Source organism: Clostridium thailandense (genome assembly GCF_019207025.1).
Classification (GTDB): Bacteria; Bacillota; Clostridia; order Clostridiales; family Clostridiaceae; genus Clostridium_AM; species Clostridium_AM thailandense.
Window position 1 is genome coordinate 50,049 of the sequence record NZ_JAEEGC010000039.1, and the last position, 24,676, is coordinate 74,724.

Sequence of the window (24,676 nt, forward strand, 5' to 3'; positions counted from 1 at the left end):
TCTTATTCCTCCTGTATTTGGTTCAGTATTGAATTTAATTTTACTAAGTGATCATTACATTTTTCTTCAACTCTTTTTAATATTTGTTCTCTTTCTTTTACAAGGTTGACCAACTCAATGATTTTTGACATTGAATCTTTTATATCGTCAATATCTGTCTGTTTACCTTCAAAAATATCATTTAAAGCTTTTTTTAATTTTATTATTCGTTTAACTTCAGCTAAATTTAATCCCAGTTTAATTCGCAAATCCTTAATTTCTTTTATAGTATTAATTTCTTTTTCAGTGTATAGCCTATAACCTGAATCAGTTCTGATGGTAGTATATAATTCCATGTCCTCATAATATCTAATAGTCCTTTTAGTAAGTTCAGTGATTTTTGCTACTTCATCAATTTGATAATACTTCACGTCCATTATCATGCCTCCTAAATTACATTCTATATATTAATTAACATTAACGTTAATGTCAATGTTAACTAATCATAGTAAAAACGATTTCTTTATTATCTATTTAGTTCAAATCCTAAATTTTATTGAGTATTAATTGTATTCAAGTTAATTTGCTGCTAAGTGATACAGATTATACGTTTCTTTATGTGGTCAAAAGCATAAGATTGTGCTAATATATTTAGATAATAATCGTTACTAATGTTATTTTTCTTTTAAGTTTTAGTAGATAAAGAGATGCTATATTTTAGTGCAGAAGATTTTTATTTTTATAAGAATCTTTGGCCAACCAGTAAAGAATTAATTATTTCACTTGGAGGTATATATGAGAGTTATTAGTGTCTCAAACCTAAAGGGAGATGAAATCCTTGGAAAGCAGATTTACGACGAATTAGGTAGAGTTTTACTTAATGTTGGAGTAAAATTAAAACCATATTATATTGATAAAATTAAAGAATTGGGAATTAGTTCAGTATATGTTGATGATGATATATCAAAAAATGTAATTATTGAAGAAAGTATTTCTGACAAGACAAGACAGATGAGCAAACATGCTGTTAAGGAAATGATAGAGAGTCATTGTCGTGAAGGAAAAACTGATAATAGTAGTGTTATGAAGTCGGTGAACTCAGTGATTGAGGATGTATTATCAAACAAAAATGTTTTGATAAATGTTGCAGAAATAAGTGCAAGTGATAATAATATATATTCCCACTCGGTAAATGTCTGCGTATTGTCTACAATAATAGGAACCCATATGGGATATAGTATGTTAAAGCTTAAAGACATAGCAGCAGGCGCATTACTACATGATATAGGTAAAATAAAAATTACGAATGATAAGAAGCTTTTAGAAAAGTTTAAAAATAAGGAAGAGTTAGATGAATACGCTAGGCTGATGCATCCAAAGGTTGGCTATGACTTTTTAGGAGACCAGTATATTTGGAATGCGTCTGTTAAGGTAGTTGCGTTAATGCATCATGAAAGAAGTGATGGCAGTGGATATCCTTTAAAATTACAAGGTGATGAAATAAACAAAATTGCAAAGATAGTGTCTATATGTGATGTGTTTGATAACTTGATATCAGGTAGAAATAGGTCAAAAAGTAAACCTGTACATGAAGTTATTGAATATCTTATAGGTATGAGTAACATTTATTTTGATGCGGAAATAGTTAAAAAGTTCACTATGAACATAGCTGCTTTTCCAACAGGGAGCGGAGTTATTCTAAGTTCAAATGAAAAGTGTTTAGTAGTAAAGCAAAACAATTCAATGCCAACGAGACCTGTGGTAAAAGTTATATATGATAAGGATGGAAAGTTACTTTTAGAGCCTTATGAAATTGATTTGTTAAAAGAACTAACTATTTTTATTACAGAAACCTGTGAACTTTAAAATTAGGGAGGATTTTATGGGGAGTGAAGACAATTGCACAAATATTAAGTATTCCAATGATTGTCTGAAATTAATTAACAATACTTTCCAGAAGCTTTTAGATTTAGATAGTATTAATTATCAGATTGAGCTAGAAAAATCATTGGAAGAAATCGGCTCATTTTTTGATCTGGATAGAATTTATATCTATTATTTTTCTAAAGACCCTACTTTTATGCAAATAGAATCTCAATGGAATAAGATAGGTATAAGTCCTAAAAGAGAAACTCAAGAGGAAGAGGTAGTTTATACTCTTCCATGGTTAATTCGCAAGATTAAGAGTAATAATTTTGTTGCAATAAACAATTTAGAGGAATTTCCTGCTGAAGCAATATTTGAAGTTGAAGCTTTTTTAAAAGAAGGAGTAAAGGCTTTTCTTATAATTCCATTAAGAAGTGAAAATAAGTTGACTGGATTTGTAGGATATGAAAGTTTGTCAAAATCTGTGGCATGGGAAGAGGATGAAATCGAGGTATTAAGAGATATTTCGAAGGCTTTTTCATATACAAGATCAAAGATTTTAAAGGAAAAGTCATATGAGGCGATAATTAATGGACAGGCTATTTTACTTAATAATTCAGAATCACAGATATGGGCTTTAAGTAATGTTACTTCTTATGTAACTGCCAATGAAGCTCATGCAAAGTTTTTTGGAAAGAAGAAAAGTGATTTAGAATATCAGGACTTATACGATATATTTGATATAGAAACTGCAAATAAGTTTTCTGAAAACAATTGGGAATTATTTCAAAAGAATGAGCCAGGAGAAAAAGAGCTTGAGATTAAAAACTTTCAAGGTGAAAATAGGTTGCTTAAAATCAAAAGTAAGCCTGAGAGGGATGAGAGTGGTAACATTAAGTATCTTGTATGTACTGCCGATGATATTACAGAACAGAGGCTTGCTGAAACTGAACTATATAAGGCAAAAGAGCAAGCAGAAGCAGCAAGTATCGCTAAAGGTCAATTTCTTGCAAATATGTCTCACGAAATAAGGACACCAATGAACGGGATATTTGGATTTCTTGAGTTATTGGAATCTACCAATCTATCTTTAGAACAAAAAGAGTTTATACGTGAAGCAAAATCTGCTTCGGAGGTATTATTACATATTATTAATGATATATTGGATTTTTCAAAGATTGAAGCTGGGAAACTAACTATGGAAAAGATTGGGTTCAATTTGAGAAATACCATTGAAGATGCTGTTTCACTCCTTGTCCCTAAGGCGGCAGAGAAGGGCCTTGAACTTTATACTATGATCAAAGCAGGTGTACCTGAAGAAGTCGTCGGAGATCCATCAAGACTGAGACAAATATTAAATAACCTTATAAGCAATGCAGTAAAATTTACTAAGCATGGAGAGATTTCTATTACAGCTGATTATTTAGGAGAAGAAAATGGACTAGCAGTACTTAATTTTGAAGTAATGGATACTGGGATTGGAATTCATAAGGGGAATATTAACAAGATTTTTCAATCTTTCATTCAAGCAGATGCTTCTACAACTAGAAAGTATGGAGGAACAGGACTTGGCCTAGCCATATCTAGTGAATTAGTCAAAATGATGGGCGGAGAAATTCGTGTTAAAAGTACATTGGGGAAAGGGTCTACATTTGAATTTGATGTAAAACTAAAAGTTGTAAAAGGAGCCTCACAGGAGAAATTTGCCTTTGAAAAGCTTGATGGTGTAAATATTTTAGTAGTCGATGATAATACAAATAATAGAAAAATTGTTAGTTCATATCTTCAAGGAACTGGATTTAAGATATTTGAGGCAAAGGATGCTGCCAGTGCCATTACCACAATTCTTTCAAATGCAAATACTAAAAACAAAATAAGTATTGCTATTATAGATTATAAAATGCCAGATATGAATGCTTATGAACTTGCAACTACATTAAAAACAATGCCGTTCACAAAAGATATTAAATTAATACTCTTGGCCTCTCTAACTCAAAAAGGAGATGCTAGGATTGCAAAAGAGCATGGATTTTCATCGTATTTGGGCAAGCCAGTAAGAAGAGATGATTTACTTGGGTGTATTGCTATAGTATTGGGGCTTAAAAAAGAAGACAAAGAAGAAAAGCAAGTTATAACGAAACACATAGTTAAGGAAATTAAAAATACATTGAAACCAAGGATTTTGTTGGTTGAAGACAATGTAATGAATAGTAAGATCGTTATAAGTATGCTTAAAACCCATAATATGACTTGTGATGTGGCAGTGGATGGCTGTGAAGCATTAAAAGCAGTGTCAGAAAAAGATTATGATATTGTTTTTATGGATTGCCAGATGCCTATTATGGATGGATACGAATGTACATCTAAAATAAGGCTCTTAGAAGGAGATAAAAAGCATACTATAATTATTGCAATGACTGCTAATGCCATGGAAGGTGATTTAGAGAAATGTATTGAATCGGGAATGGACGATTATATCAGTAAGCCTATTAATTTTGACATTATGTTTAGTATGATAGAAGCGAATACCAAAGATAGAGGGCTTGTAGATGGTTATAATAACATGATAGATAATAACATTCATTACTTAATTGAAGGCACAGGACTTGAAAAAGATGATGCTAAAGAACTACTTGAAGAATATATAAAATATCTACCTGACTTATTAAGAGGTATTAAAGAGTCTATTGACAACAATGACTTTGATAAATTAGTGGATTTGACTCATGAACTGAAAGGTTCTTCTGGAACTCTGAGAGTAGTTTCTATTTATAAATTAGCAGTAAAGCTAGAAGAGGCAGCTTCAAAAAAAGAAACAGATGAATGTGTTAGACTTTTTGATGAAATAAAAGATCTGTTTCACTAGAATATATTAAAAAATCAGGTGTATAAGGGAGTTTTTAATATGAAAAAGGTATTAATAGTTGATAATTCATCATATATGAGAATGTTTGTAAAAAAGATTATTGAAAAAAAAGGCATTTATAACATATTTGAAGCTTCAGACAAAGAAGACGCAATAGAGACCTTCAAATTTGCAAAACCAGATATTGTAATTTTAGATTTGAATATGTCTGAGCTTAAGATGGATGGTATTCATGTATTGACGGATATAATGAAAATTGATCCTGAAGCAGTTGTAATCGTTATGTCAGCAGTAGGACACCAACAAGTGAAAGATGAGTGCATAGCCCTGGGTGCTAGAAGTTACATTAGAAAACCTATCAATACAGAAACCTTATTAAAGACATTAGCTTTATATTCGTAACAAAGTCTATGGAGATTGGATATTTGATGTCTTACTATATCAAAGAAGAAAAGAAATTATACCCATATGTTAGATTAATAAAAGAATGGTATAAACAACCAGTATTTTTATGTTATCAATTTAGATGACATAAAAATACTGGTTTTTATTTTAAGTAATGTTGTATTAAATAAAAGTTCAGATAAAGTTCAGCTTGAGCACAATTAAAAGACACAAAGGGATCGTATACTTAAAACATAGTAAATGAATGTAAAACCTTGATGAAAGAGAGTGTGTTTAAAATGATAAAAAAGAAAATGATGATATTAATTCTTTCTGCATGTTTAAGTGTAATGACCTTTGTTGGATGCGCTTTATCTTCGAGTTCAAATAGTACAGCATCAAATACAACAACAAATAGTGCTCAAAAAGATACACCTCCAGGTGGTGGAATAGGCAGCAATGGACCGACTATTACAGGAACAGCTGCCTACTCAGTTAGCGGTGAAACAGCTTCAAAATCTGGTGAAACCTATACTGCTACAAGTGCTAACCAATCCGGAGTTATGGCAAACAAAAGTGGTAATTTGACACTGTCAAATGCTACAATAAATAAAACAGGTGGAGATACTACTAGTGAGGATGAAAGTAATTTTTATGGATTGAATGCAGGTTTGGTTGCCAAGGCAGGAAGTAAAGTTATTATAAGTGGAAGCAAAATCAATACTTCTGCTGAGGGTTCCAACGGTATTTTTGCTACAGGTGATGGCTCTGTTATCAATGTTTCAGATACTACTATTAATACCACAAAGAATTCTTCACGTGGACTTGATGCTACGATGAATGGCACAGTAAATGCTACTAATGTGACAATCAATACAGCTGGTACACACTGTGCTTCAATTGCCACGGATAGAGGAAATGGAACAATCAATGTTAAGGGTGGTTCTATGGCAACTACAGGTAAAGATTCCCCTGGTATCTATTCCACAGGTAAAATCACAGTAGCTGATGCAACAATCAAAGCAACTGGTTCAGAGGCAGCAGTTGTAGAAGGGAAAAACTCCATTACATTGAATAATGTAAATATCTCAGGTGAAAAGACAAATGGTGTAATGCTTTATCAAAGTTTTTCTGGGGATGCTGAAACAGGAACGGCTTCCTTTACAATGACAGGAGGTTCATTATCTTCGAAAGCGGGTGCACTATTCTTCATAACGAATACTGATGCAGTTGCAAATATTAAAAATGTTGCAGTTACAAATACTACTGACACTCTTATCTCTGCAGGTGCTACAGAAAGATGGGGTACTAGTGGAAAGAATGGCGGAAAGTTTAACTTTACAGCAGATACTGAAACTTTAAGTGGTAAGGTTATTTGTGATAAAATTAGTTCAGTTTCAATGACTTTAAAGAATAATACTACCTTTACAGGCAGTATCAACACTGATAACAAACTGGCAAAAGTAACAATTAATCTTGATGCTACAAGCAAGTGGGTTGTAAATTCAGATTCTTATGTACAGGCTTTAGCTGACTCTGATTCTTCTTTGGCAAACATCCAGTCAAATGGACACACTATTTATTACGATGCAACAAACAGTGCTAACAGTTGGATTGGTGGTAAGACAATCACATTATCTGATGGTGGTAATCTTACTCCATTGAAGTAGAATTAATATATCTGATGAACTAAAGGTTTTTCGTAGTGCAGCGGAGAAAAATCCTCCGTTCACTGTCCTATGTCAATTGTCCTCTGTCCTCTAAAAAAATATTTAATTTGTGTTAACTGTTACCAATAAATATTTTTTATAAGTTAACTTTCTGTTTGGGTTATCTATAATGCTATAATAAAGACGGAGGTGAGTCTTGATGGCAAAAATACTGATATGTGATGACGAAAGCGGATTAAGAGCCGTACTTAAAAGATATGCTGTTTTTGAGGGCCATGAAGTGATGGAGGCCAGTGATGGTATGGAAGCTGTGGAAGCTTGTCGTAAGGAAAAGTTTAATATTATTATTATGGATATTATGATGCCAGAGCTTGATGGCTTTTCAGCAGTTAAAGAAATAAAGAAAATATATGATGTACCAGTTATTATGTTGTCTGCTCGTGGAGAAGAGTATGATAAAATTCATGGCTTTGAAATTGGTATTGATGACTACGTAGTTAAGCCATTTTCCTCAAAAGAGGTTATGCTGCGCGTTAATGCAATTCTCAGAAGAGTGAAGAAGAATATACAACCTGAAATTGATGAAGATCGTGTTACTTTCAAAAAAGAAGGTCTTGAAGTAGATATGACAGCATATAAGGTATTAATTGATAGGGTGCTTATCGATATGGCTCCAAAAGAGTATGAGTTGCTTTTTTGTCTTATCCGAAATAAAAATATAGTAATTCCTAGAGAAAGACTTCTTAGTGAGGTATGGGGATATGATTACTTTGGTGATGATAGAACTCTTGATACACACATGAAGCTATTACGTCGTTCCTTAGGAGTATATGCTAAATTTATTGTTACTCTGCGTGGTGTAGGATACAGATTTGAGGGATAAGTATGAAATTAAACATAGATAAGCTAAGATTGAAGTGGAAAGTTTTTGCTTTCATTTTTGGGTTTTGTACCTTACTTATTATGATTTTATGGTTGTTTCAGACTGTTTTTTTAGATTCTTTTTATAGAGTTGTTAAAATACTGGAGGTTAAGAAGAATGTAAATATCATAGCAAATAATATAGATAACAAAAATGTGTCAGATTTAATTGCCAGTATTTCTGGAGATGGAGAAACTTACATTGAAATTTCTTCTTTAGAAGGCACAAATGTTGTATCTTCTTCAAATACAAAATATAAAATCTCTTTACAGGATAAAATTACTATGATTTCAAAAGCTAAAGATAGTAATAATGATTTTTATCAAGAAATTATAGATTCTCCTCCAGAAAAACCAACTGGAAATAAAAATTTTATTGGAGAATTACCTCCTATTAATATGCCTCCGCAAGGGCTGACTGAAAATAAAAATTTTGTTCAAGAATTGCCACCTGCTAATATGAAGCCTGCACAATCATTAATGTATCTTAAGCTTGTAAAAAACAGCAGTGGTAAAACTATTGCTGTCTTTATAAATGCAGTTGTTTCACCATTAGATGCAACAGTAAAAACTTTACGATATCAATTATATTTAGTTACGGGAATTATGCTTATACTCTCTGTATTGCTTGCCTTGATCATTGCAAAAAGAATTTCAAGGCCTATTGAAGAAATTAATAAAAGTGCAAAGCAGCTAGCCAGTGGAAATTATGATATACATTTTAATGGGAAGGGCTTTCTTGAAATCTCAGAACTTTCTAATACGCTTAATACTGCCGCAGTTGAGTTGAACAAAGCAGAAGCATTGAGGCGTGAGCTCTTGGCAAATATATCCCATGACTTGCGAACTCCTCTCAGTCTTATTTATAGCTATGCAGAAATGATACATGACTTTCCAGATGAGATTACTCCAGATCAAACACAGGTTATTATGGATGAAACGCAGCGCCTTAAGACGCTCGTAAATGATGTGCTTGACATCTCAAAGCTTGAATCTGGAATGCAGAGGTTAAGTCTATCGAAATATAATTTTACATATAGTGTTAAGACTACTACAGAACGTATTGCAGAACTTGTTAAAAAGAATGTGTATTCAATTTCATTTGTGCATGATAAAGAAGTATTTATATGTGCTGATGAAACTAAGATAACACAAGCACTTTATAATCTATTAATCAATGCAATTAACTATACTGGAGAAGATAAAATAATAACCGTTCGCCAAATTGCTTCGAATGGAATTGTAAAAATTGAAGTTACTGATACTGGCGATGGGATTACTCCTGAAAATCTGCCATATATTTGGGATAGGTATTATAAGGTTGACAAAAAACACAAACGTGCAATTATAGGTACTGGTTTAGGTTTATCCATCGTAAAAAAAGTTATTGAACTGCATGGTGGAAATTATGGAGTAGAATCACAGGTAGGTTCAGGAAGTACTTTTTGGTTCGAACTGAAAACAGATAAGTTATCCTAAGAAATTTCAAAGTTATAATTCGGCATCAGTATTAAAACACAGAAGTATATATAACCGTATTGGAGAAATCTGATACGGTTTTTTTAGGTGGAATTTATGAAAAAAAATTTTTTGAAGAATTGTTTTAAGTGTGAATATTGATACATAAAATAAAATGTACGATTTAATTATGCAAATTTATTAATCTTAAAACAAAGTATCAATCAAAAATTTTTATTGTGATATATGAAGGGGATGGGTATCACGGAAAAGGATAAACGTAACAAAATTACAAAAGGTATTATAATTTTTCTTTGTACTGTACTTATTTTATATCTTACTATAGCAGCGCATTTTATGAAACATTTTTTCCTTGGCTCCGAAATTAACGGTATTAATGTTTCTGATGAAACTATAGCGGAAGCAAAAGAAAAAATGACATCTGAGTTGCAGAAATATACCTTAAGTTTAAAAGAACGAGATGGCAAAAGTGAGCAAATCAGAGGAAGTGAAATTGGATTAAGGTATAATTCAAAAGGAGAGTATAATAGTTTTAAAGATAAGCAGAACCCATTTAAGTGGGGAAGAGCAGTTTTTAATTCAGGAGCCTTTAAGATGACGGATGGACTTTCATATAATACAGAACTATTAAAAAAATCAGTGGACAAGCTTTTATGTTTACAGACTAATAATATAGTAGAACCTAAAAATCCTAATTTTAAGTATACGGATAAAGGTTATATAATTGTGAATGAAGTAAATGGAAACAAGATTAACAAAGAGGTTCTATATAATTATATAAAAAAGGCAATACTTGAGGGGGAAACCACAGTAGATCTGGAAACAATTAATTGCTATGTGAAGCCTAAATATACTTCAAAATCCTCAAAAGTTATTGAGGTTAAAAATATCCTTAACAAATATGTATCTTCAAGAATTACCTATGTTTTTGGAGATCGTAAAGAAACCATAGATAATTCTATAATAAATAAATGGCTTGAAGTTAATAAAAATATTGAAATTACATTTAATTATAGAAAAATGAAAGATTATATGGATGAGCTATTTAATAATTATAATACTGCTGGTAAAACAAGAAACTTTGCCACATCTTCAGGGAAGACAATAAGTATTGGTGGCGGTGATTATGGATGGATAATCAATACTGATAAAGAAATTCAGGATTTAGATGCAGCTATCAAGGAAGGGCAAACAATAATAAAAGAGCCAACGTATATGCAAAAGGCATTATCACGCAATATTAATGATATTGGAAATACCTATGTAGAAATAGATATGACAAATCAACATCTATGGTTTTATAAAAATAATTCATTAATAGCAGAAGGAGATATCGTTACAGGTAATGTGAGCAGCAATCATTCAACGCCCCAAGGCATTTATAGTTTAAAATACAAACAAAGGAATACTGTACTAAGAGGTCCTGGTTATAATTCACCAGTTGATTTTTGGATGCCTTTTAATGGTGGAATAGGGCTCCATGATGCAAGCTGGAGAAGCGAATTTGGCAATAATATTTATAGAACGAATGGATCGCATGGCTGCGTAAATTTACCATATTATTTGGCAAAAACAATATTTAATAATATTGAAGAAGGAGATCCAGTCGTTTGCTATTACTAGAGCAATAGTTGGCGCTGGTGTACTATATAGACATCCACGGCCGACACTTAACATATGCCGGAGTATAAGTCTACTTTCGGCCGTGGGTATCTATAAGTGCAACAATACTTATTGAAAAATCTATAGGTTATATTAATTTTAAGTTAAGGAATATAATGTCTATTATCCAACTGATTTATGCAATTTTTAGAGTGTATATCTTTTATTTTAATATGAAGTTCTTCTAACTCAGAATAATAACAGGTTTTATTAAAGTCACAGTCACTGCAATTAAAACAATTCAGATCGCCGCACCAATCAAAAATTTCACTAGGGTCAGCTAATTCTTCTATAACTGACGCTAATATACTTTCATCATAAAAAATACCTAAATATTCTTTGGCTTCTTTTAAATTCAAGTTATCAATTTTAGTGCCAATGTAATCTCTAATACATTTATAATAGGCACTAGCCTCATCACCAATACTTGGTCCCATTTCGGTAATAAACTTACTAATAGCATTAAGTGATTCTTCTAGATTGCCCATTTTGTAATATGCAGCATATGTAAATAAATCAGTTCTCATATTGTGCCATAAGGATAGATCATAGAAAGGTAAGTTAGCAAAGGAAATAATGGAGTCATTGTTATCGTAGTTATATTTTTTTACATAATCTATTACTAATTGCAATTCCTCAGACGAAGCTGAATTGATTTTTTTTACAATTTTTCTTATTTTAGATCTGTTAAATAAAACATTAAAATCAATTTCTTTGGTAGTAATAAGCTCACTCATATTAGGAACAATTATTTGGAAACTTGGGAATCCCATAAAAGATACATTTCTTAAAAGAATGTCGTAATTCATAGATTTTAGTAAGCTTAAGGAATATTTAAATAACTCTGTATTACTTTTATTTGTCATGTCTTCAAAGCCATTAAATTTATAGCTATAGCTATTTGAGAAAGACTTAACAGGAAAATAGCCAGTTCCATCAATAAAAGAATTAAGCTTGTTGTCCGAGTCATTAATAGATTTATTTAAGTATCTAAAATCCATTAAGTTAATTAAATTATTTATATCTTTACCTTGTAATAATTCAGTTAGAGTTCTAGTTAACGCTATTTCAAAAACTGGATGAGAGCCAAAACTCCAAAAATATTTTTGGCTAGTAGTATCAATAATAATTACAGCAACAACTGGTAAGTTTTTTCCTAAAGAACAATCTTTAACGATTACTTTAAAGTTGCTTGTACTTTCAAGCTCTTTAATCATATTATATGGAATATAAAACTTTTCTATATATTCCAAAGGAATAGTAGGAGGAACTATTTCGTCACTTAAGATTTTATACTTAACATATCTTTCAAAAATTTCGCACAAACCCTCAACCGCTGCTTCTTCCATGGTGTTTCCTGCACACATACCATTTGTAGAATAATATAGGTCTATAATAGGAATAGGCACATAGTATAAAGTATCCTCATTAAAACTATAAAAGGGAATTGCTAATATTTTTGATGAAGAGTTAAAGTTATTAAGGTATTGCCATTTACTAATAGTGTTGTAGTCTATATTTATTTTCTCTTTAGGAGGAATGTATACTTTATATCCATTAAATTCACCTTTTAGAATATCTTCAACATCTAAATATATTTCATCAGGCGAATATATAAAATTTTTATAGTTTACTGCTTTCTCCGAAAAATCAAACCTCCCCCTATATATTACTTGATTTTGTAATCGTTCCATAAATTCACCGTAAGCGCTAGCTAAAGAATATTCACTATTTACACCTTTACCATTTGAAAATACGTTTAATCTTGGCAGTTGTAGATGAATAGAATAAAAACCATCAATGGAATTAAACCAGTTTGTTTCAATAGGTAATATACCATGTTTATTCAGAATGCTTCTAATGTTATTGATAGTTGATATAGGATCATTATCTTTGTAATTATTAAAAAAACTTTTGTTCAAAATTACTCCCCCTCATATAATTTAAAATAAACAGATTAGTATTATAGTATATTACAAACTGTTATTTCACAACCATTAAGTTAATATTTAGGATACGATAGAATAAAGTTTTATAAATTTAACAAAATATTAAATTTTGCTAGATAGAAAACTAGTTGGAATTGTATCTGGTCTTATGTAATTTAAATTTATTATGTGTTATAATTTAGTATATTAATATATTTTATGCAAAAATTGAACGAATAAAGGAAGAACGAAAATTGTTTAAGAAAATTTGAAGTTTATGAATAATAGCTCCCGAATTATACGGATTTATAATAGTTTTTAAGTAACAGATAATAAGGAAAATGTTGAACAAAAAAGATAGATAGGGTATAATTTAATTAATAAATATGAGTAGCTAAAAATCAAAAAAAATTCAAACTGAAGGTGTTACAATTATTTTATTAACGAATATTTTACCCCTTAGATAGTTGTTCTATTTGAGGGGTTTTTAGTTGTTTTATAGTTAAATTCTAACATAAAAGAAGAATTTAAAAAGAGGTTTTAGCAGTATGGCTCCAAATCGGTAAAATTAAACCAATAAATATAAATAATAACTGTTTTAAGTATGAGCATTATAACATAAAATAAAATGTGTGCTCTATTTTACATAAAATTATTAATCTCAAGTTTTTATTGTGATTATAAAGGGGATGAGTATTACGAGAAAAAGAAGAAATAAACGCAGTAAAATTCCAATAGGTATTGCAGCTTCTATTTGCACTTTACTTGCTATATATTTTGGTATGGCAGCATATTTTACAAATCACTTTTATTTTGGATCACAAATTAATTGTGTTAATGTCTCAGGTAAAACTGTAGAAGAAGCGAACGCACAGATGGCATCTAAGTTGCAGACATATACGTTAAATCTAAAAGAGAGAGATGGTAAAAGTGAACAAATTAAGGGGAGTGATATTAGTTTAAATTATAATTCGGGTGGAGAATATAAGAAATTTAAGGATAATCAGAATCCTTTTAAATGGGTAGTGGCAATTTTTAATAAAAAATATTCTCAGATGACAGATGGGGTTACCTATGATAAACAACAATTAGAAGAAAAAATAGAAAAACTCTCTTGTCTTGAAAGTAAAAATATAATAGAGCCTAAAAATCCTAGCTTCAAGTATACAGATAAAGGTTATATAACTGTAGATGAAGTAAATGGAAATAAGATTGATAAAAACACTTTACATGATAGTATAATAAAGGCGATATCCAATGGGGAAGATGCAATAGACTTGGAAACTGCTAATTGTTATATTAATCCTAAATATACTTTAAAGTCTCCAAAAGTTACTGAAACTAAAAATGCTCTTGACAAATGTATATCTTCAAAGATTACTTATAATTCTGGAGATGTCAAAGAAACTATAGATGGTTCTACAATAAATAAATGGCTTGAAGTTGATGGAAATCTTGACGTTAAGTTTAATAAGGAAAAGATGAAGGCCTCTATGGGTACAATTTTCAGCAAATTTAGTACAGTTGGTAAAACAAGAAGTTTTGCTACATCTTCAGGGAAAACAATACAAATCAGCAGTGGTGATTATGGTTGGCTGGTTGATACTGATAAAGAACTGCAGGCTTTAAGCACAGTTATTAAGGAAGGACAAACTGTAACAAAAGAACCAACCTATGCGCAGACTGCTGCAAATCACAATAGCAATGACATTGGCAATACTTATGTAGAAATAGATATGTCAAAACAGCACTTGTGGTTTTATAAGAAAGGTTCACTAGTAGTACAGGGAGATGTTGTTACAGGTAATGTAAGTAATGACCATTCAACGCCAGAAGGTATTTATGCACTAAAATATAAGGAAAGAAATGCTACATTGAAAGGTCAGGATTATAATTCTCCAGTTGATTATTGGATGCCATTTAATGGTGGAGTTGGTATACATGATGCCAGTTGGAGAGATGAATTTGGCGGAAAAATATATATGACCAATGGTTCTCACGGATGTGTAAATTCGCCACATTACTTAGCACAGACAATATATGAAAATATTGATCCGGGAACTCCAATTATTTGTTATTATTAATAATTCCTGATTACGAAGTAAGTACTGTTGTTTGTATTTTCTTTGTGATCAGGAATTATTTTTATATTTTTATGATTAAATATATACTCAAGTGTAAGTTAATTTTCGGCCGTGGATATTTATAGTGCGACAGCCTCATGCGTAGATTGTATGTAGTAGCAAAAGGATTGAATTTAGAAGAAATAATACAAATATAACTGTTGAATTTAGGATAATATCAAATAAATTTGGAATTAATGGTAAAGATTATGATGAAATTTACGAAAATAGTGTTGAAACGTGCTTTACAAGAATACAAACTAAGCGGAAACTAAAAATATACAAGAAATGGAATATAATTCTCTTGTAAAATAGTGTTTTGTGACAAAATTGTAACAAAACTGAAACAATTTTGTAATATAATTAAAATGTGTATTTTTAGGATGGGAGGTATATACAATAATGAAAAGATATTTTTCAGGAGCACTAAGCTTGGCGCTATTATCATATCTTACATTTCAAGGAAATGTTGTTCAAGCAGCAGATGCTTCAGTTCCACTAGATACTAGTGAAGTAACTATTACGAATAATGTAGGAAAAGCAGATTCTATATATGTTACTGGTGTAACAGGCGGTGACACAGTGACTATATATAATGCTGCAACAAAGGGGAAAGTTCTAGCGAAAAGAACTGTAACAGGGCAAAACACAGCTATAACAATACCAGTTTCGCAGCTTGGGTCTTCAGCTGGAAGTGTGTACATAACTGTCACTTCAAAAGGAATGACAGAAAGCAGTAGAACAGAGATAGACTATGATGCAGAAGGAAAATCAGATGCTCCTTTAGCTGACAACATAACAATTACAAATAATTCAGGAAAAGTAGATACTATATATGTATCAGGTCTTGCACCAAAAGATAAAGTTAAAGTATATACTGCTGCTACTGGAGGAAAATTATTATGTTCTTCAACAATAGGGGGTAATAAGACAGATACGACTATGTCTATTTCTCAGTTAGGAACTTCTGACGGTAGTATATATGTTTCAGTTATGAGTGATGGAATGTTAGAAAGTGATAGAACAAAAGTTGATTTTTCAGGTGAACTTCAGTCAGATGCACCTTTAGCTAGTAATGTAACAATTACAAACAACTCAGGAAAACCAGATACTATATACTTATCGGGTCTTGCTCCAAGTGATAAAGTTAAAGTATATACTGCTGCTACTGGCGGGAAACTGCTATGTTCTGGAACAGTAGGTTCGTCAAAAACTGAGTTAACATTAAATATGTCACAGCTTGGAAGCAATGGTGGTAATGTTTATGTTACAGTTACAAGCCCAGGATTGAGTGAAAGTGGTAGAACTAAAGTTGCTTTTTCAGCAGAAGGTCAATCAGGATCAATATCATCTAGCGATATAACAATAACAAATAATTCAGGAAAATCAGATACTATATATGTTACAGGTCTTACTTTAGGTGATAAAGTGAATGTATATAATGCTGCAACTGGTGGAAGGTTACTTGGATCAGCAACAGCAGGAGCAAACGGTAGTTCAACAGTTAGTGTAGGACAGTTAGGAGTTAGTGCAGGTACTGTCTATATTTCTGTTACAAGCTCGGGAATGCTTGAAAGCTCTAGATTAGCAGTAAGTTATTCTGCAGAATCGCAATCTAGTTCAATAGACTCAAGCTGTATAACAGTTACAAATAATGCAGGTAAAGCAGACACTGTATATGTATCTGGTCTTTTAGAAGGTGAAACAGTAAAGGTATATGATGCAGCCAGTGGTGGGAATTTATTGGGTTCCTCTACAGTGGCTTCTGGAGCGACAGATGCAACCGTTACTATTTCTCAGCTTGGAATTTCTGCTGGGGCCGTATATGTATCTGTAACTAGTACTAATAAACTTGAAAGTGATAGAATAAAAGCTGACTATTCAGCAGAACAAAAAACAAGTGCTATAAGTACGAATAATGTTGCAATTACAAATAATCCAGCAGGAACGCCAGATACAGTATATGTATCAGATTTAACAGCAGGAGATTTAGTAAAGGTATATAATAGTGCAAGTGGTGGAACTCTATTGGCTTCTGCAACAGTAGAAGATAGTGCTGCTGATACAACTATATCCATAGCTCAACTTGGAACAGATGCTGGAAGTGTTTATATTTCTGTAACAAGTAAAGGAAATAGTGAAAGTGATAGAGTGAAGGTGGATTATGGTGCTGAATCTAAATCTGATACTTTAGATGCAAGTAATATAGTTGTTACAAATAATGTAGGAACAAGTGATACTGTAGTAGTATCAGGCTTATCTTCAAGTGAAGTAGTAAATGTATATGATGCTGCAAAAGGTGGAAACTTGCTTGGTACAGCAACTGTAGCAACTGGCAGTACACAAGTAACAGTAACAATTTCTCAACTTGGAACTAATGCTGGCAGTGTTTATGTTTCTTTGAAGGATACAAATAAACGTGAAAGCGATAGAACACAGGTAAATTATGAAGCTGAAGGAAAGACAAGCACTCTAAATGAAGATAATATAGTGGTTACGAATAATTCAGGCAAGTCAGATACAGTATATGTATCTGGTCTAACAGCTGCGGATGTGGTAAATGCATATGATAGTGCTACTGGTGGTACTTTATTAGGTTCCGCAACTGTAGGTGATAGTGATACTAATGCAACTATATCCATAGCTCAACTTGGAACTTCTTCGGGAAGTGTATATGTTTCTATAACTAGTAAAAATAAAAGTGAAAGTGATAGAGTAAAGGCTGATTATGCTGCAGAAGCTAAATCTAATACTTTGAATGCAAATAATATAGTTGTTACAAATAATGTGGGATCTAATGATACTGTACAAGTATCTGGAGTATATTCGGGTCAAGTGATAAATGTATATGATGCTGAAAAGGGAGGAAACTTACTTGGTACAGCGACCGTACCATCAGGAAGTACTTTTGCTACTGTATCTATAAGTCAACTGGGATCTTCAACAGGAAGTGTTTATGTTTCATTGACAGATACAAATAAACTCGAAGGGGATAGAGTACAAGCTAATTATGCTGCTGAAAGTACTTCAGATTCTTTAAGTGCAGGTAATATATCAATAACTAACAGATCAGGAAGTGCGGACACTGTTAATATAACAGGTGCTTCACAAAATGATGTTATTAATGTCTATGATTTAGCTAAGGGTGGTACTTTATTGGGTACTGCTACAGTAGCAGCAGGTGACACAAAGGCTAGTATATCTATTACACAGCTTGGCACAGATGCAGGAAGTGTTTATGTATCCAGAAAAAGTTTAAATAAAGCTGAAAGTGATAGAGTAAAAGTTGATTATGATGCGGAACCTAAATCTACAGCTCCATCAGCCTCGAACATAGTTGCTACTAATAATGCAGGAATTAATGACACTGTAGAAGTAAAGGGACTTTCTGTTGGCGATTTAGTACAAATATATGATAGTGCAAATGGTGGTACTTTATTAGGTTCTGCAACGGTAGAAAGTAATGACACAGAAGCAACAGTTTCAATTGCACAGTTGGGAACTAATTCAGGAAATATATATGTTTCGATAACTAGTACAAACAAATCTGAAAGTGATAGAACTCAAGTTGCATTTTCTGCAGAAACGCAATCTAATGAACCAAGTGCTAGTAAAATAGATATTGTAAATAATGCAAGAGAAGCAAGTACTGTAAAAGTAGCAGGATTAACTAATGGTGATATAGTAAAAGTATATGATAGCGCTACTGGTGGTACTTTACTTGGTAGCGGAACTGTAGGTACTTATGATACATCGGTAACTGTATTCGTTACACAACTTGGTGAGAATGCAGGAAACGTATATGTTACTGTTACTAGTACAGGAAAGCTTGAAAGTAATAGAGCACAAGTGGCTTTCGCGGCTAAGACAGTAAGTACTGCACCTAGTTCAGCAAGTATAACTGTTACAAATAATGCATCAAAGAGTGATACTGTTGAAGTAACAGGACTTCAACCAAATGATGTAATAAAAGTATATGATGCATCTACTGGAGGAAACTTGTTAGGTACTGTAACAGTAGCTTCAGATGATATGGAAGGTATTGTTAATATATCACAACTTGGAGCAAGTGCTGGAACCGTCTATGTGTCCGTAACAAGTACAGGAAAGATAGAAAGTGGTAGGACAGCAGTAGACTATAGTGCAGAATCTCAGTCTGATCCTTTAGAGGTTAGTGATGTAACTATTGCGAATAATGCTGGAACAGCAGATACTATAGATGTTACAGGTTTATCAGAAGGCGATATAGTTAAGGTTTATAGCATTGCTACAGGTGGAACTGCTATAGGAACTGCAACAGTATCTAGTGGTGAATCAGAAGCAATTGTAACTGTGTCACAGCTGGGAACTAATGCAGGTACTGTATATGTGTCTGTAACGAGATCTGGAAAGACAGAAAGCAGCAGAACAGTAGTAAATTACTCAGCAGAATCTACGGCGCCAATAGTTGGAAATATATCTATTGTTAATAATGCTGTAATATCCGATACTATAACAGTAAAAGGGTTAGCTTCTAATGATTTAGTTAAGGTATATGATGCGTCTACCGGAGGCAATTTAATAGGCTCTGCTATTGTTGCAGCAAACGGCGATGAAGCAACAGTTACAGTTTCACAGTTAACTACAGGAACAGGTAGTGTTTATGTTTCTGTTACAAACTTTGGAAAAGGTGAAAGTAAGAGAACAAAGGCTGACTATATTGCTGAGCAAACTTCAGCTGCACTTTATGCAGGAAATGTAAATATAGTAAATAATTCATCAGGGACACCAGATGTAATAACTGTAAGTAATCTATCTGGCAGTGACGTAATAAAAGTATATGATGCGTCTACCGGAGGAAATTTGATTGGTACTGCAACAGTATCATCTAGTGGCACACAAGCTACTATTACAATATCTCAACTTAGCACAGCTGCAGGAAGTGTATATATATCAGTAACAAATCTTGGCAAAAACGAAAGCAGTAGAGTTAAGATTGATTATACTGCTGAGAACTAGAAATAACTTAAGAATAATTTTAAATCTAAAAATTAATAAATTACTAAAAGACCATATTGGAGAAACCCAATATGGTCTTTTATTATTTATTTAGCAATGTTTCATGGGCAGGAGTATTCCTGTAATATACACTTAATTTTGTTAAGTTCTTTAGTCTGTTTTGAACATATTCTAAATACGAGTTTATTTTCGCAGAAATTTAGTATTTTTTTATTTTTTATATTTAATAAAAATACTTTATCAAATAGTTGATCATAATAAGTGATATTTATATCATCATAAGCAAGAGAAATTGGTGCATGGTTCACATTATTAGGAATTAAAATAATTCTTTTATCTGTTACAGCAAGAATGCACTCAACTTTATAAATGTTAGGAACAGTTACAAAAAAATTAGGTATGGAAGAATGGCCCATACGATAGATAATTTGTCGTCCAACTGATAATCTAATAATTCCCTTCAAGCCACAAATAAATTGGTCATCATAATTTTTATATTTATCTAAATCAACATTTCTGACTAAAGGAGAAATCATGATATCAACTCCTTATAAAGGCTTGTAATAACTAAATTATAACATTTTTGGATAACGTTTTCAATGATAAGTTTAAATTTTCAGAAAATTTTCGCTATAAAAACTTTAATCCAGAGACATGTGTATATATCTATGAATGCCTAATTTTATATAAATTTATGGAATAATATTCTTGAAAGTAAAAATAAAAGGTAGTATAATTAAAACTGTTGATATACGAACAATACGGATATGAATAATGTTTGTGAAAATAATTCGCATATGGAGGGTTAAAATGAAAAAGACTACTTTATTATCTTTAATTGTGGCAGTACTTTTAAGTGGTTGTGGTTCCGTTAGTACAAGCGTAAATAATAGTGTACAAGCAACTAAGAATGTTCAACAAAGCACTAATAATCAGTTTATAATGGCTGGAAAAATTCAGGCAAATGATGAGGCTAACGTGGGTTCAAAAATTTCTGCTAAAGTTTCTGAAGTGTCAGTTGATGTTGGTTCGAAGGTAAAACAGGGAGATGTCATTGTCAAATTAGATACTCAAGATTTACAAGCTCAGGTAGACCAAGCTCAAGCAGCAGTAAATACTGCAAAAGCTAATTTGGCTAATGCACAGAATACTACTCGCCCTGAACAAATAACATCAGCACAAGCAAGCCTAGATAGTGCAAATGAAAGCTATGATGTAACCAAAAAAAATTATGATCGTATACAGGCTTTAGTTGCTTCAGGTGCAGCAGCACAGCAGCAACTTGATTCAGCCAGTCAGCAGCTTGCAGCAGCAGATGCAGCAAAGAAATCTGCTGAACAGCAGTTAGCTATGCTTAAAAATGGACCAACACAAACAACTATAGATGTCTATCAAGCACAAGTAGGTCAAGCTGAAGCGTCTCTAAAGGTGGCGCAAGCATCATTAGATAATGCGACTATTACAGCTCCTATATCTGGTGTAGTAAGTGCTAAAAATATTAATGTAGGAGAAATGGCTTCAACAAGCAGTACGCTCATTTCAATTGTTAATGACAGTGGGTTATATGTAAATGCTTATGCCCCATTTGAAATTGTAGACCAATTAAAGGAAGGTCAAAATGTAATTGTAAAAGTGTCCGAAGTACCAGAAAAGCAGTTTGAAGGAAAAATAGCTGTTATAAATTCAAAGTTAAACTCACAAAGCAGAAATGTGTTGGTTAAAGTAACTTTAGAAGATCCAGATTCAGTGTTAAAACCAGGTATGTTTGCAGAAATTGGATTGAAGAAATAGAGAAAGATAGGCTAAAAGATTAATAATCTTTTAGTACAGTATGAGGAATACAGGAGACATGACAATTAATAATTGTCATGGTCATATAAGGAATATAGGAGGGGATTTTGATATGAAGGAGAAACGTAAAGGATTAATCATTGGAATATTAGTGGCAATTGTGATAGCATTAGGCAGTATAGGATTTTACTATTGGTATGAAAACACTTATTATGTATCAACTGATGATGCGAGAGTAAGTGCAGATCTAGTTAATGTAACCCCACAAATTTCAGGTAAATTATTAGAGCTTAATGCAGATGAGGGAGATACTGTTTCAAAAAATCAAATATTAGCTAGGCAAGAAATGAATAATCAGCCTGATGCAAGTATAGATCAATCCTTAATAAGATCACCTATTAATGGTATAATTGTTAAGAAGCAGGGAACTATAGGAGAAATTTGGTCAGCTGGTCAGACAATGTTTACTCTAGTAGATCCAAATAAACTTTATATAACTGCAGATATAGAAGAAACAAAACTTGGCAGAGTAAGAGTTGGACAATCTGTTGATATTACGATAGACCAATTTGATTCGCAAAAGTTTACAGGTAAGGTTAAATCTGTAGGAGAAGCAGCTAATTCAGCTTTATCACTTCTTCCATCATCGACTAGTGGTACATTTACCAAAGTAGTTCAAAGAGTACCAGTAAAAATTCAATTAAATAAGTTTAATAATAAGATACTTCCGGGTACCAATGCAGTTATTAAGATTCACGTTAAATAATGAGGTGATTTATGATGGAAGACAATAACAGTGATTTACTAGCCAGTTGGTTAGCCTTATGTGTAGTTATAATTGGTACCTTTATGTCTATACTAGATAGTAGTATAGTAAATATTGCTCTTCCTAAGATGATGGCTGTGTTTGGTGTACCATTAGATGATATAAAGTGGGTATTAACCTCCTATACACTAGCACTTGGAGCAATTATACCATTAACAGGGTATTTGCAGGAAATCTTCGGAGGAAAAAGAATATATATGTTTGCACTTGCAATGTTTACACTTGGTTCATTACTATGTGGATTTGCATGGAGCAATACATCTATGATAGTATTCCGGGTAATTCAAGCCATTGGAGGCGGAATGATAATGCCTGTTGGAATGTCTATAATATATCAGGTGTTTCCGCGAGAAAAGATAGGTTTAGCTCTTGGATTTTGGGGAATAGCAGCTATGGCAGCACCAGCAACTGGACCAACACTAGGAGGATACATTATAGAAAAGATGGATTGGAGACTTATTTTCAATGTTAATGTTCCCATTGGTATAATAGGGGTAATATTGGCAGGTATCTTACTCAAGGGAGAGGAAAGAAAACCATTTAAATCTTTTGATATAATAGGATTCCTATCTTCAACAGTTGGTATAGTAAGTATATTATATGTGCTTGGAGAAGGATCATCTATTGATTGGGGAAAAATACAAAATCCAATGCTAATGACTTTAGGGTGCTTGAGTCTTGTACTATTTGTAGTAAATGAACTTACCCATCCAGAGCCGTTATTAGATCTTAAAATCTTTAAATTATTTGATTTTAGTATAAGTCAAATTATAACTTCTGTTCTAAACTTTGCATTAATGGGTGGAATATATATATTGCCATTGTTTTTACAAAACGTAAGAGGTTATACAGCTATGGAAACGGGTTTGATTATGCTTCCTGGTGCATTAGTAATGGGAATTATGATGCCTATAAGCGGTAATCTTTTTGATAAAATTGGTGCAAAGGCACTTGTTGTTCCTGGGCTTATAATATTAGCAATAAGTTCCTATGAACTTGGTACTGCAATAAATATGAATTCTAGTAAGGAAACAATAATATTTATTAACTGTATAAGGTCTGTAGGTATAGGTCTCAGTATGATGCCAATTAGCACTGTTGGAATGAATGCTGTTCCACCGCATCTAGTTGGAAAGGCATCGGCACTTTCAAATACTATAAGACAAATAGCAGGATCTCTTAGTATAACTGTAATTTCTACTATTATGGAATCTAAAACTGATTATAACTATTTAAAACTAGCAGAGCAAATAACTAATTATAATAAAACATCTACAGACACTATATCTTTGCTAACAAAAGCATATATGCATACAGGACTATCACAAGGAACAGCACAGGGAACGGCAATATCTCAATTAGTAAGAATGATACAGGGGCAAGCGACGGTAGATGCCATGGGATATTCTGTTAGCGTAACTGCTCTAGTAGTATTCTTAGCAATAATATTGACTTTACTTATGAAGAATAAACCAACAATAAAAGATAAAAATAAGGAAGGTGGAAAAAATGACCCTAAAGGGGGAGTTGTCGTCTCGGAATGATGAGCTAATGTCGAAACAGGCAGATGAAATAATTGAACTGGTGAGAAATATTCAAAGGGTTCTCAGGTGTAAATTTGAAAAAATAGCCAAAAAATCTGGATTTACAGCAGCTCAACTTGGCGTTATATTTCATTTGTATCATGTACCATCTATAACTCTTAATGAGTTAAGTGATCATATGATGCTGACGAAAAGTACTGTTTCAGGGATTGTAGATCGTTTAACTAAACAAGGTGTTGTAGTTAGAGAAATACCTAATGATAACCGAAGGACTGTAAAGCTGTCAATTTCTGAGGAATTTAGAAAAAACAATGATATATGCATTATGAAAAAGAAGTTTATCTCTAATTTGATATCTGATGGCATAAAGAATATGGAAGTTTCAGAGGTAGAAAAAATTATATATGGATTAAAAAAATTTAGTCTGCTATTAGATAATGATACAGATTAGTAAATTTCATAAAAAGTAATTACAAAAAAACCGTATAGAGATCTACGGTTTTTTTGTTGCAAACTTATATAGACAACTAACACCCAAAATTGACAATTATCAATTGTTATTAATAATGTGCTATAATTTAAATATAGGATGAATCGGATAAATTTAGTCAATCATACTTTAGGTTGATTTTGCTAAAA

The 24,676-nt window shown here is 32.2% G+C and carries 16 protein-coding genes; 13 read left to right on the forward strand and 3 right to left on the reverse strand.

Annotated features, from left to right (window positions below):
- Positions 1-2 precede the first annotated feature (2 nt).
- Entirely contained in the window at positions 3-416 is a 414-nt protein-coding gene (locus tag I6U48_RS09815; protein WP_218320231.1) for a MerR family transcriptional regulator, read from the reverse strand.
- 358 nt (positions 417-774) lie between these two features.
- On the opposite strand from I6U48_RS09815, the gene I6U48_RS09820 reads away from it, so the two are divergent.
- The 7 genes from I6U48_RS09820 (at position 775) to I6U48_RS09850 (ending at position 10,788) form a co-directional block, all read left to right on the forward strand.
- Positions 775-1,845 carry an HD-GYP domain-containing protein gene (locus I6U48_RS09820; protein WP_218320232.1) on the forward strand — a complete coding sequence of 357 codons (1,071 nt, stop codon included), beginning with the start codon at positions 775-777 and terminating at the stop codon, positions 1,843-1,845.
- A 16-nt stretch (positions 1,846-1,861) separates the two neighbouring features.
- A complete protein-coding gene (locus I6U48_RS09825) occupies positions 1,862-4,711 on the forward strand; it encodes a response regulator (protein WP_218320233.1) in 2,850 nt (949 codons plus the stop codon).
- 39 nt (positions 4,712-4,750) lie between these two features.
- Complete coding sequence (locus I6U48_RS09830) at positions 4,751-5,113, forward strand: response regulator (RefSeq protein ID WP_218320234.1); 363 nt, start codon at positions 4,751-4,753, stop codon at positions 5,111-5,113.
- A gap of 281 nt (positions 5,114-5,394) precedes the next feature.
- Entirely contained in the window at positions 5,395-6,765 is a 1,371-nt protein-coding gene (locus I6U48_RS09835; RefSeq protein ID WP_246615278.1) for an autotransporter outer membrane beta-barrel domain-containing protein, read from the forward strand.
- Positions 6,766-6,964: 199 nt separating this feature from the next.
- Positions 6,965-7,648, forward strand: a complete 684-nt coding sequence (locus I6U48_RS09840; protein WP_218320235.1) for a response regulator transcription factor — start codon at positions 6,965-6,967, stop codon at positions 7,646-7,648.
- A 2-nt stretch (positions 7,649-7,650) separates the two neighbouring features.
- A complete protein-coding gene (locus I6U48_RS09845) occupies positions 7,651-9,165 on the forward strand; it encodes a sensor histidine kinase (RefSeq protein WP_218320236.1) in 1,515 nt (504 codons plus the stop codon).
- Positions 9,166-9,399: 234 nt separating this feature from the next.
- Positions 9,400-10,788, forward strand: a complete 1,389-nt coding sequence (locus I6U48_RS09850; protein ID WP_218320237.1) for a L,D-transpeptidase family protein — start codon at positions 9,400-9,402, stop codon at positions 10,786-10,788.
- Positions 10,789-10,931: 143 nt separating this feature from the next.
- On the opposite strand, the gene I6U48_RS09855 is transcribed toward I6U48_RS09850, so the two are convergent.
- A complete protein-coding gene (locus I6U48_RS09855) occupies positions 10,932-12,749 on the reverse strand; it encodes a YcaO-like family protein (protein WP_218320238.1) in 1,818 nt (605 codons plus the stop codon).
- A 695-nt stretch (positions 12,750-13,444) separates the two neighbouring features.
- Between I6U48_RS09855 and I6U48_RS09860 the strand changes: the two genes are divergently transcribed.
- Together I6U48_RS09860 and I6U48_RS09865 are read left to right on the forward strand one after the other, a co-directional pair.
- Positions 13,445-14,839 carry a L,D-transpeptidase family protein gene (locus tag I6U48_RS09860; RefSeq protein WP_218320239.1) on the forward strand — a complete coding sequence of 465 codons (1,395 nt, stop codon included), beginning with the start codon at positions 13,445-13,447 and terminating at the stop codon, positions 14,837-14,839.
- Between the two features lie 441 nt (positions 14,840-15,280).
- A complete protein-coding gene (locus I6U48_RS09865; protein WP_218320240.1) occupies positions 15,281-19,876 on the forward strand; it encodes a beta strand repeat-containing protein in 4,596 nt (1,531 codons plus the stop codon).
- A 101-nt stretch (positions 19,877-19,977) separates the two neighbouring features.
- Here the strand turns inward: I6U48_RS09865 and I6U48_RS09870 are convergent, their stop codons facing one another.
- Entirely contained in the window at positions 19,978-20,412 is a 435-nt protein-coding gene (locus I6U48_RS09870) for a hypothetical protein (protein WP_218320241.1), read from the reverse strand.
- Between the two features lie 274 nt (positions 20,413-20,686).
- On the opposite strand from I6U48_RS09870, the gene I6U48_RS09875 reads away from it, so the two are divergent.
- From I6U48_RS09875 to I6U48_RS09890, 4 genes are all read left to right on the forward strand, one after another.
- On the forward strand, positions 20,687-21,667 hold the full coding sequence (locus I6U48_RS09875; protein ID WP_218320242.1) for an efflux RND transporter periplasmic adaptor subunit: 981 nt from the start codon (positions 20,687-20,689) through the stop codon (positions 21,665-21,667).
- A gap of 112 nt (positions 21,668-21,779) precedes the next feature.
- Positions 21,780-22,433 (forward strand): HlyD family secretion protein, encoded by a 654-nt coding sequence (locus I6U48_RS09880; RefSeq protein WP_218320243.1) that lies wholly within the window; start codon positions 21,780-21,782, stop codon positions 22,431-22,433.
- 14 nt (positions 22,434-22,447) lie between these two features.
- The gene (locus tag I6U48_RS09885) at positions 22,448-24,037 is read left to right on the forward strand and encodes a DHA2 family efflux MFS transporter permease subunit (RefSeq protein ID WP_218320264.1); all 1,590 of its coding nucleotides are present in this window, start codon (positions 22,448-22,450) and stop codon (positions 24,035-24,037) included.
- The gene (locus I6U48_RS09890) at positions 24,003-24,488 is read left to right on the forward strand and encodes a MarR family winged helix-turn-helix transcriptional regulator (RefSeq protein ID WP_218320244.1); all 486 of its coding nucleotides are present in this window, start codon (positions 24,003-24,005) and stop codon (positions 24,486-24,488) included. Before I6U48_RS09885 ends, I6U48_RS09890 begins: the two co-directional genes overlap by 35 nt.
- Positions 24,489-24,676: the final 188 nt, after the last annotated feature.

What these genes read in the sequence shown, in the direction of transcription:
- I6U48_RS09815 (WP_218320231.1), bottom strand. Translation starts at nt 416, where the DNA reads ATGGACGTGAAGTATTATCAAATTGATGAAGTAGCAAAAATCACTGAA.
- I6U48_RS09820 (WP_218320232.1), top strand. Translation starts at nt 775, where the DNA reads ATGAGAGTTATTAGTGTCTCAAACCTAAAGGGAGATGAAATCCTTGGA.
- I6U48_RS09825 (WP_218320233.1), top strand. Translation starts at nt 1,862, where the DNA reads ATGGGGAGTGAAGACAATTGCACAAATATTAAGTATTCCAATGATTGT.
- I6U48_RS09830 (WP_218320234.1), top strand. Translation starts at nt 4,751, where the DNA reads ATGAAAAAGGTATTAATAGTTGATAATTCATCATATATGAGAATGTTT.
- I6U48_RS09835 (WP_246615278.1), top strand. Translation starts at nt 5,395, where the DNA reads ATGATAAAAAAGAAAATGATGATATTAATTCTTTCTGCATGTTTAAGT.
- I6U48_RS09840 (WP_218320235.1), top strand. Translation starts at nt 6,965, where the DNA reads ATGGCAAAAATACTGATATGTGATGACGAAAGCGGATTAAGAGCCGTA.
- I6U48_RS09845 (WP_218320236.1), top strand. Translation starts at nt 7,651, where the DNA reads ATGAAATTAAACATAGATAAGCTAAGATTGAAGTGGAAAGTTTTTGCT.
- I6U48_RS09850 (WP_218320237.1), top strand. Translation starts at nt 9,400, where the DNA reads ATGGGTATCACGGAAAAGGATAAACGTAACAAAATTACAAAAGGTATT.
- I6U48_RS09860 (WP_218320239.1), top strand. Translation starts at nt 13,445, where the DNA reads ATGAGTATTACGAGAAAAAGAAGAAATAAACGCAGTAAAATTCCAATA.
- I6U48_RS09865 (WP_218320240.1), top strand. Translation starts at nt 15,281, where the DNA reads ATGAAAAGATATTTTTCAGGAGCACTAAGCTTGGCGCTATTATCATAT.
- I6U48_RS09870 (WP_218320241.1), bottom strand. Translation starts at nt 20,412, where the DNA reads ATGATTTCTCCTTTAGTCAGAAATGTTGATTTAGATAAATATAAAAAT.
- I6U48_RS09875 (WP_218320242.1), top strand. Translation starts at nt 20,687, where the DNA reads ATGAAAAAGACTACTTTATTATCTTTAATTGTGGCAGTACTTTTAAGT.
- I6U48_RS09880 (WP_218320243.1), top strand. Translation starts at nt 21,780, where the DNA reads ATGAAGGAGAAACGTAAAGGATTAATCATTGGAATATTAGTGGCAATT.
- I6U48_RS09885 (WP_218320264.1), top strand. Translation starts at nt 22,448, where the DNA reads ATGGAAGACAATAACAGTGATTTACTAGCCAGTTGGTTAGCCTTATGT.
- I6U48_RS09890 (WP_218320244.1), top strand. Translation starts at nt 24,003, where the DNA reads ATGACCCTAAAGGGGGAGTTGTCGTCTCGGAATGATGAGCTAATGTCG.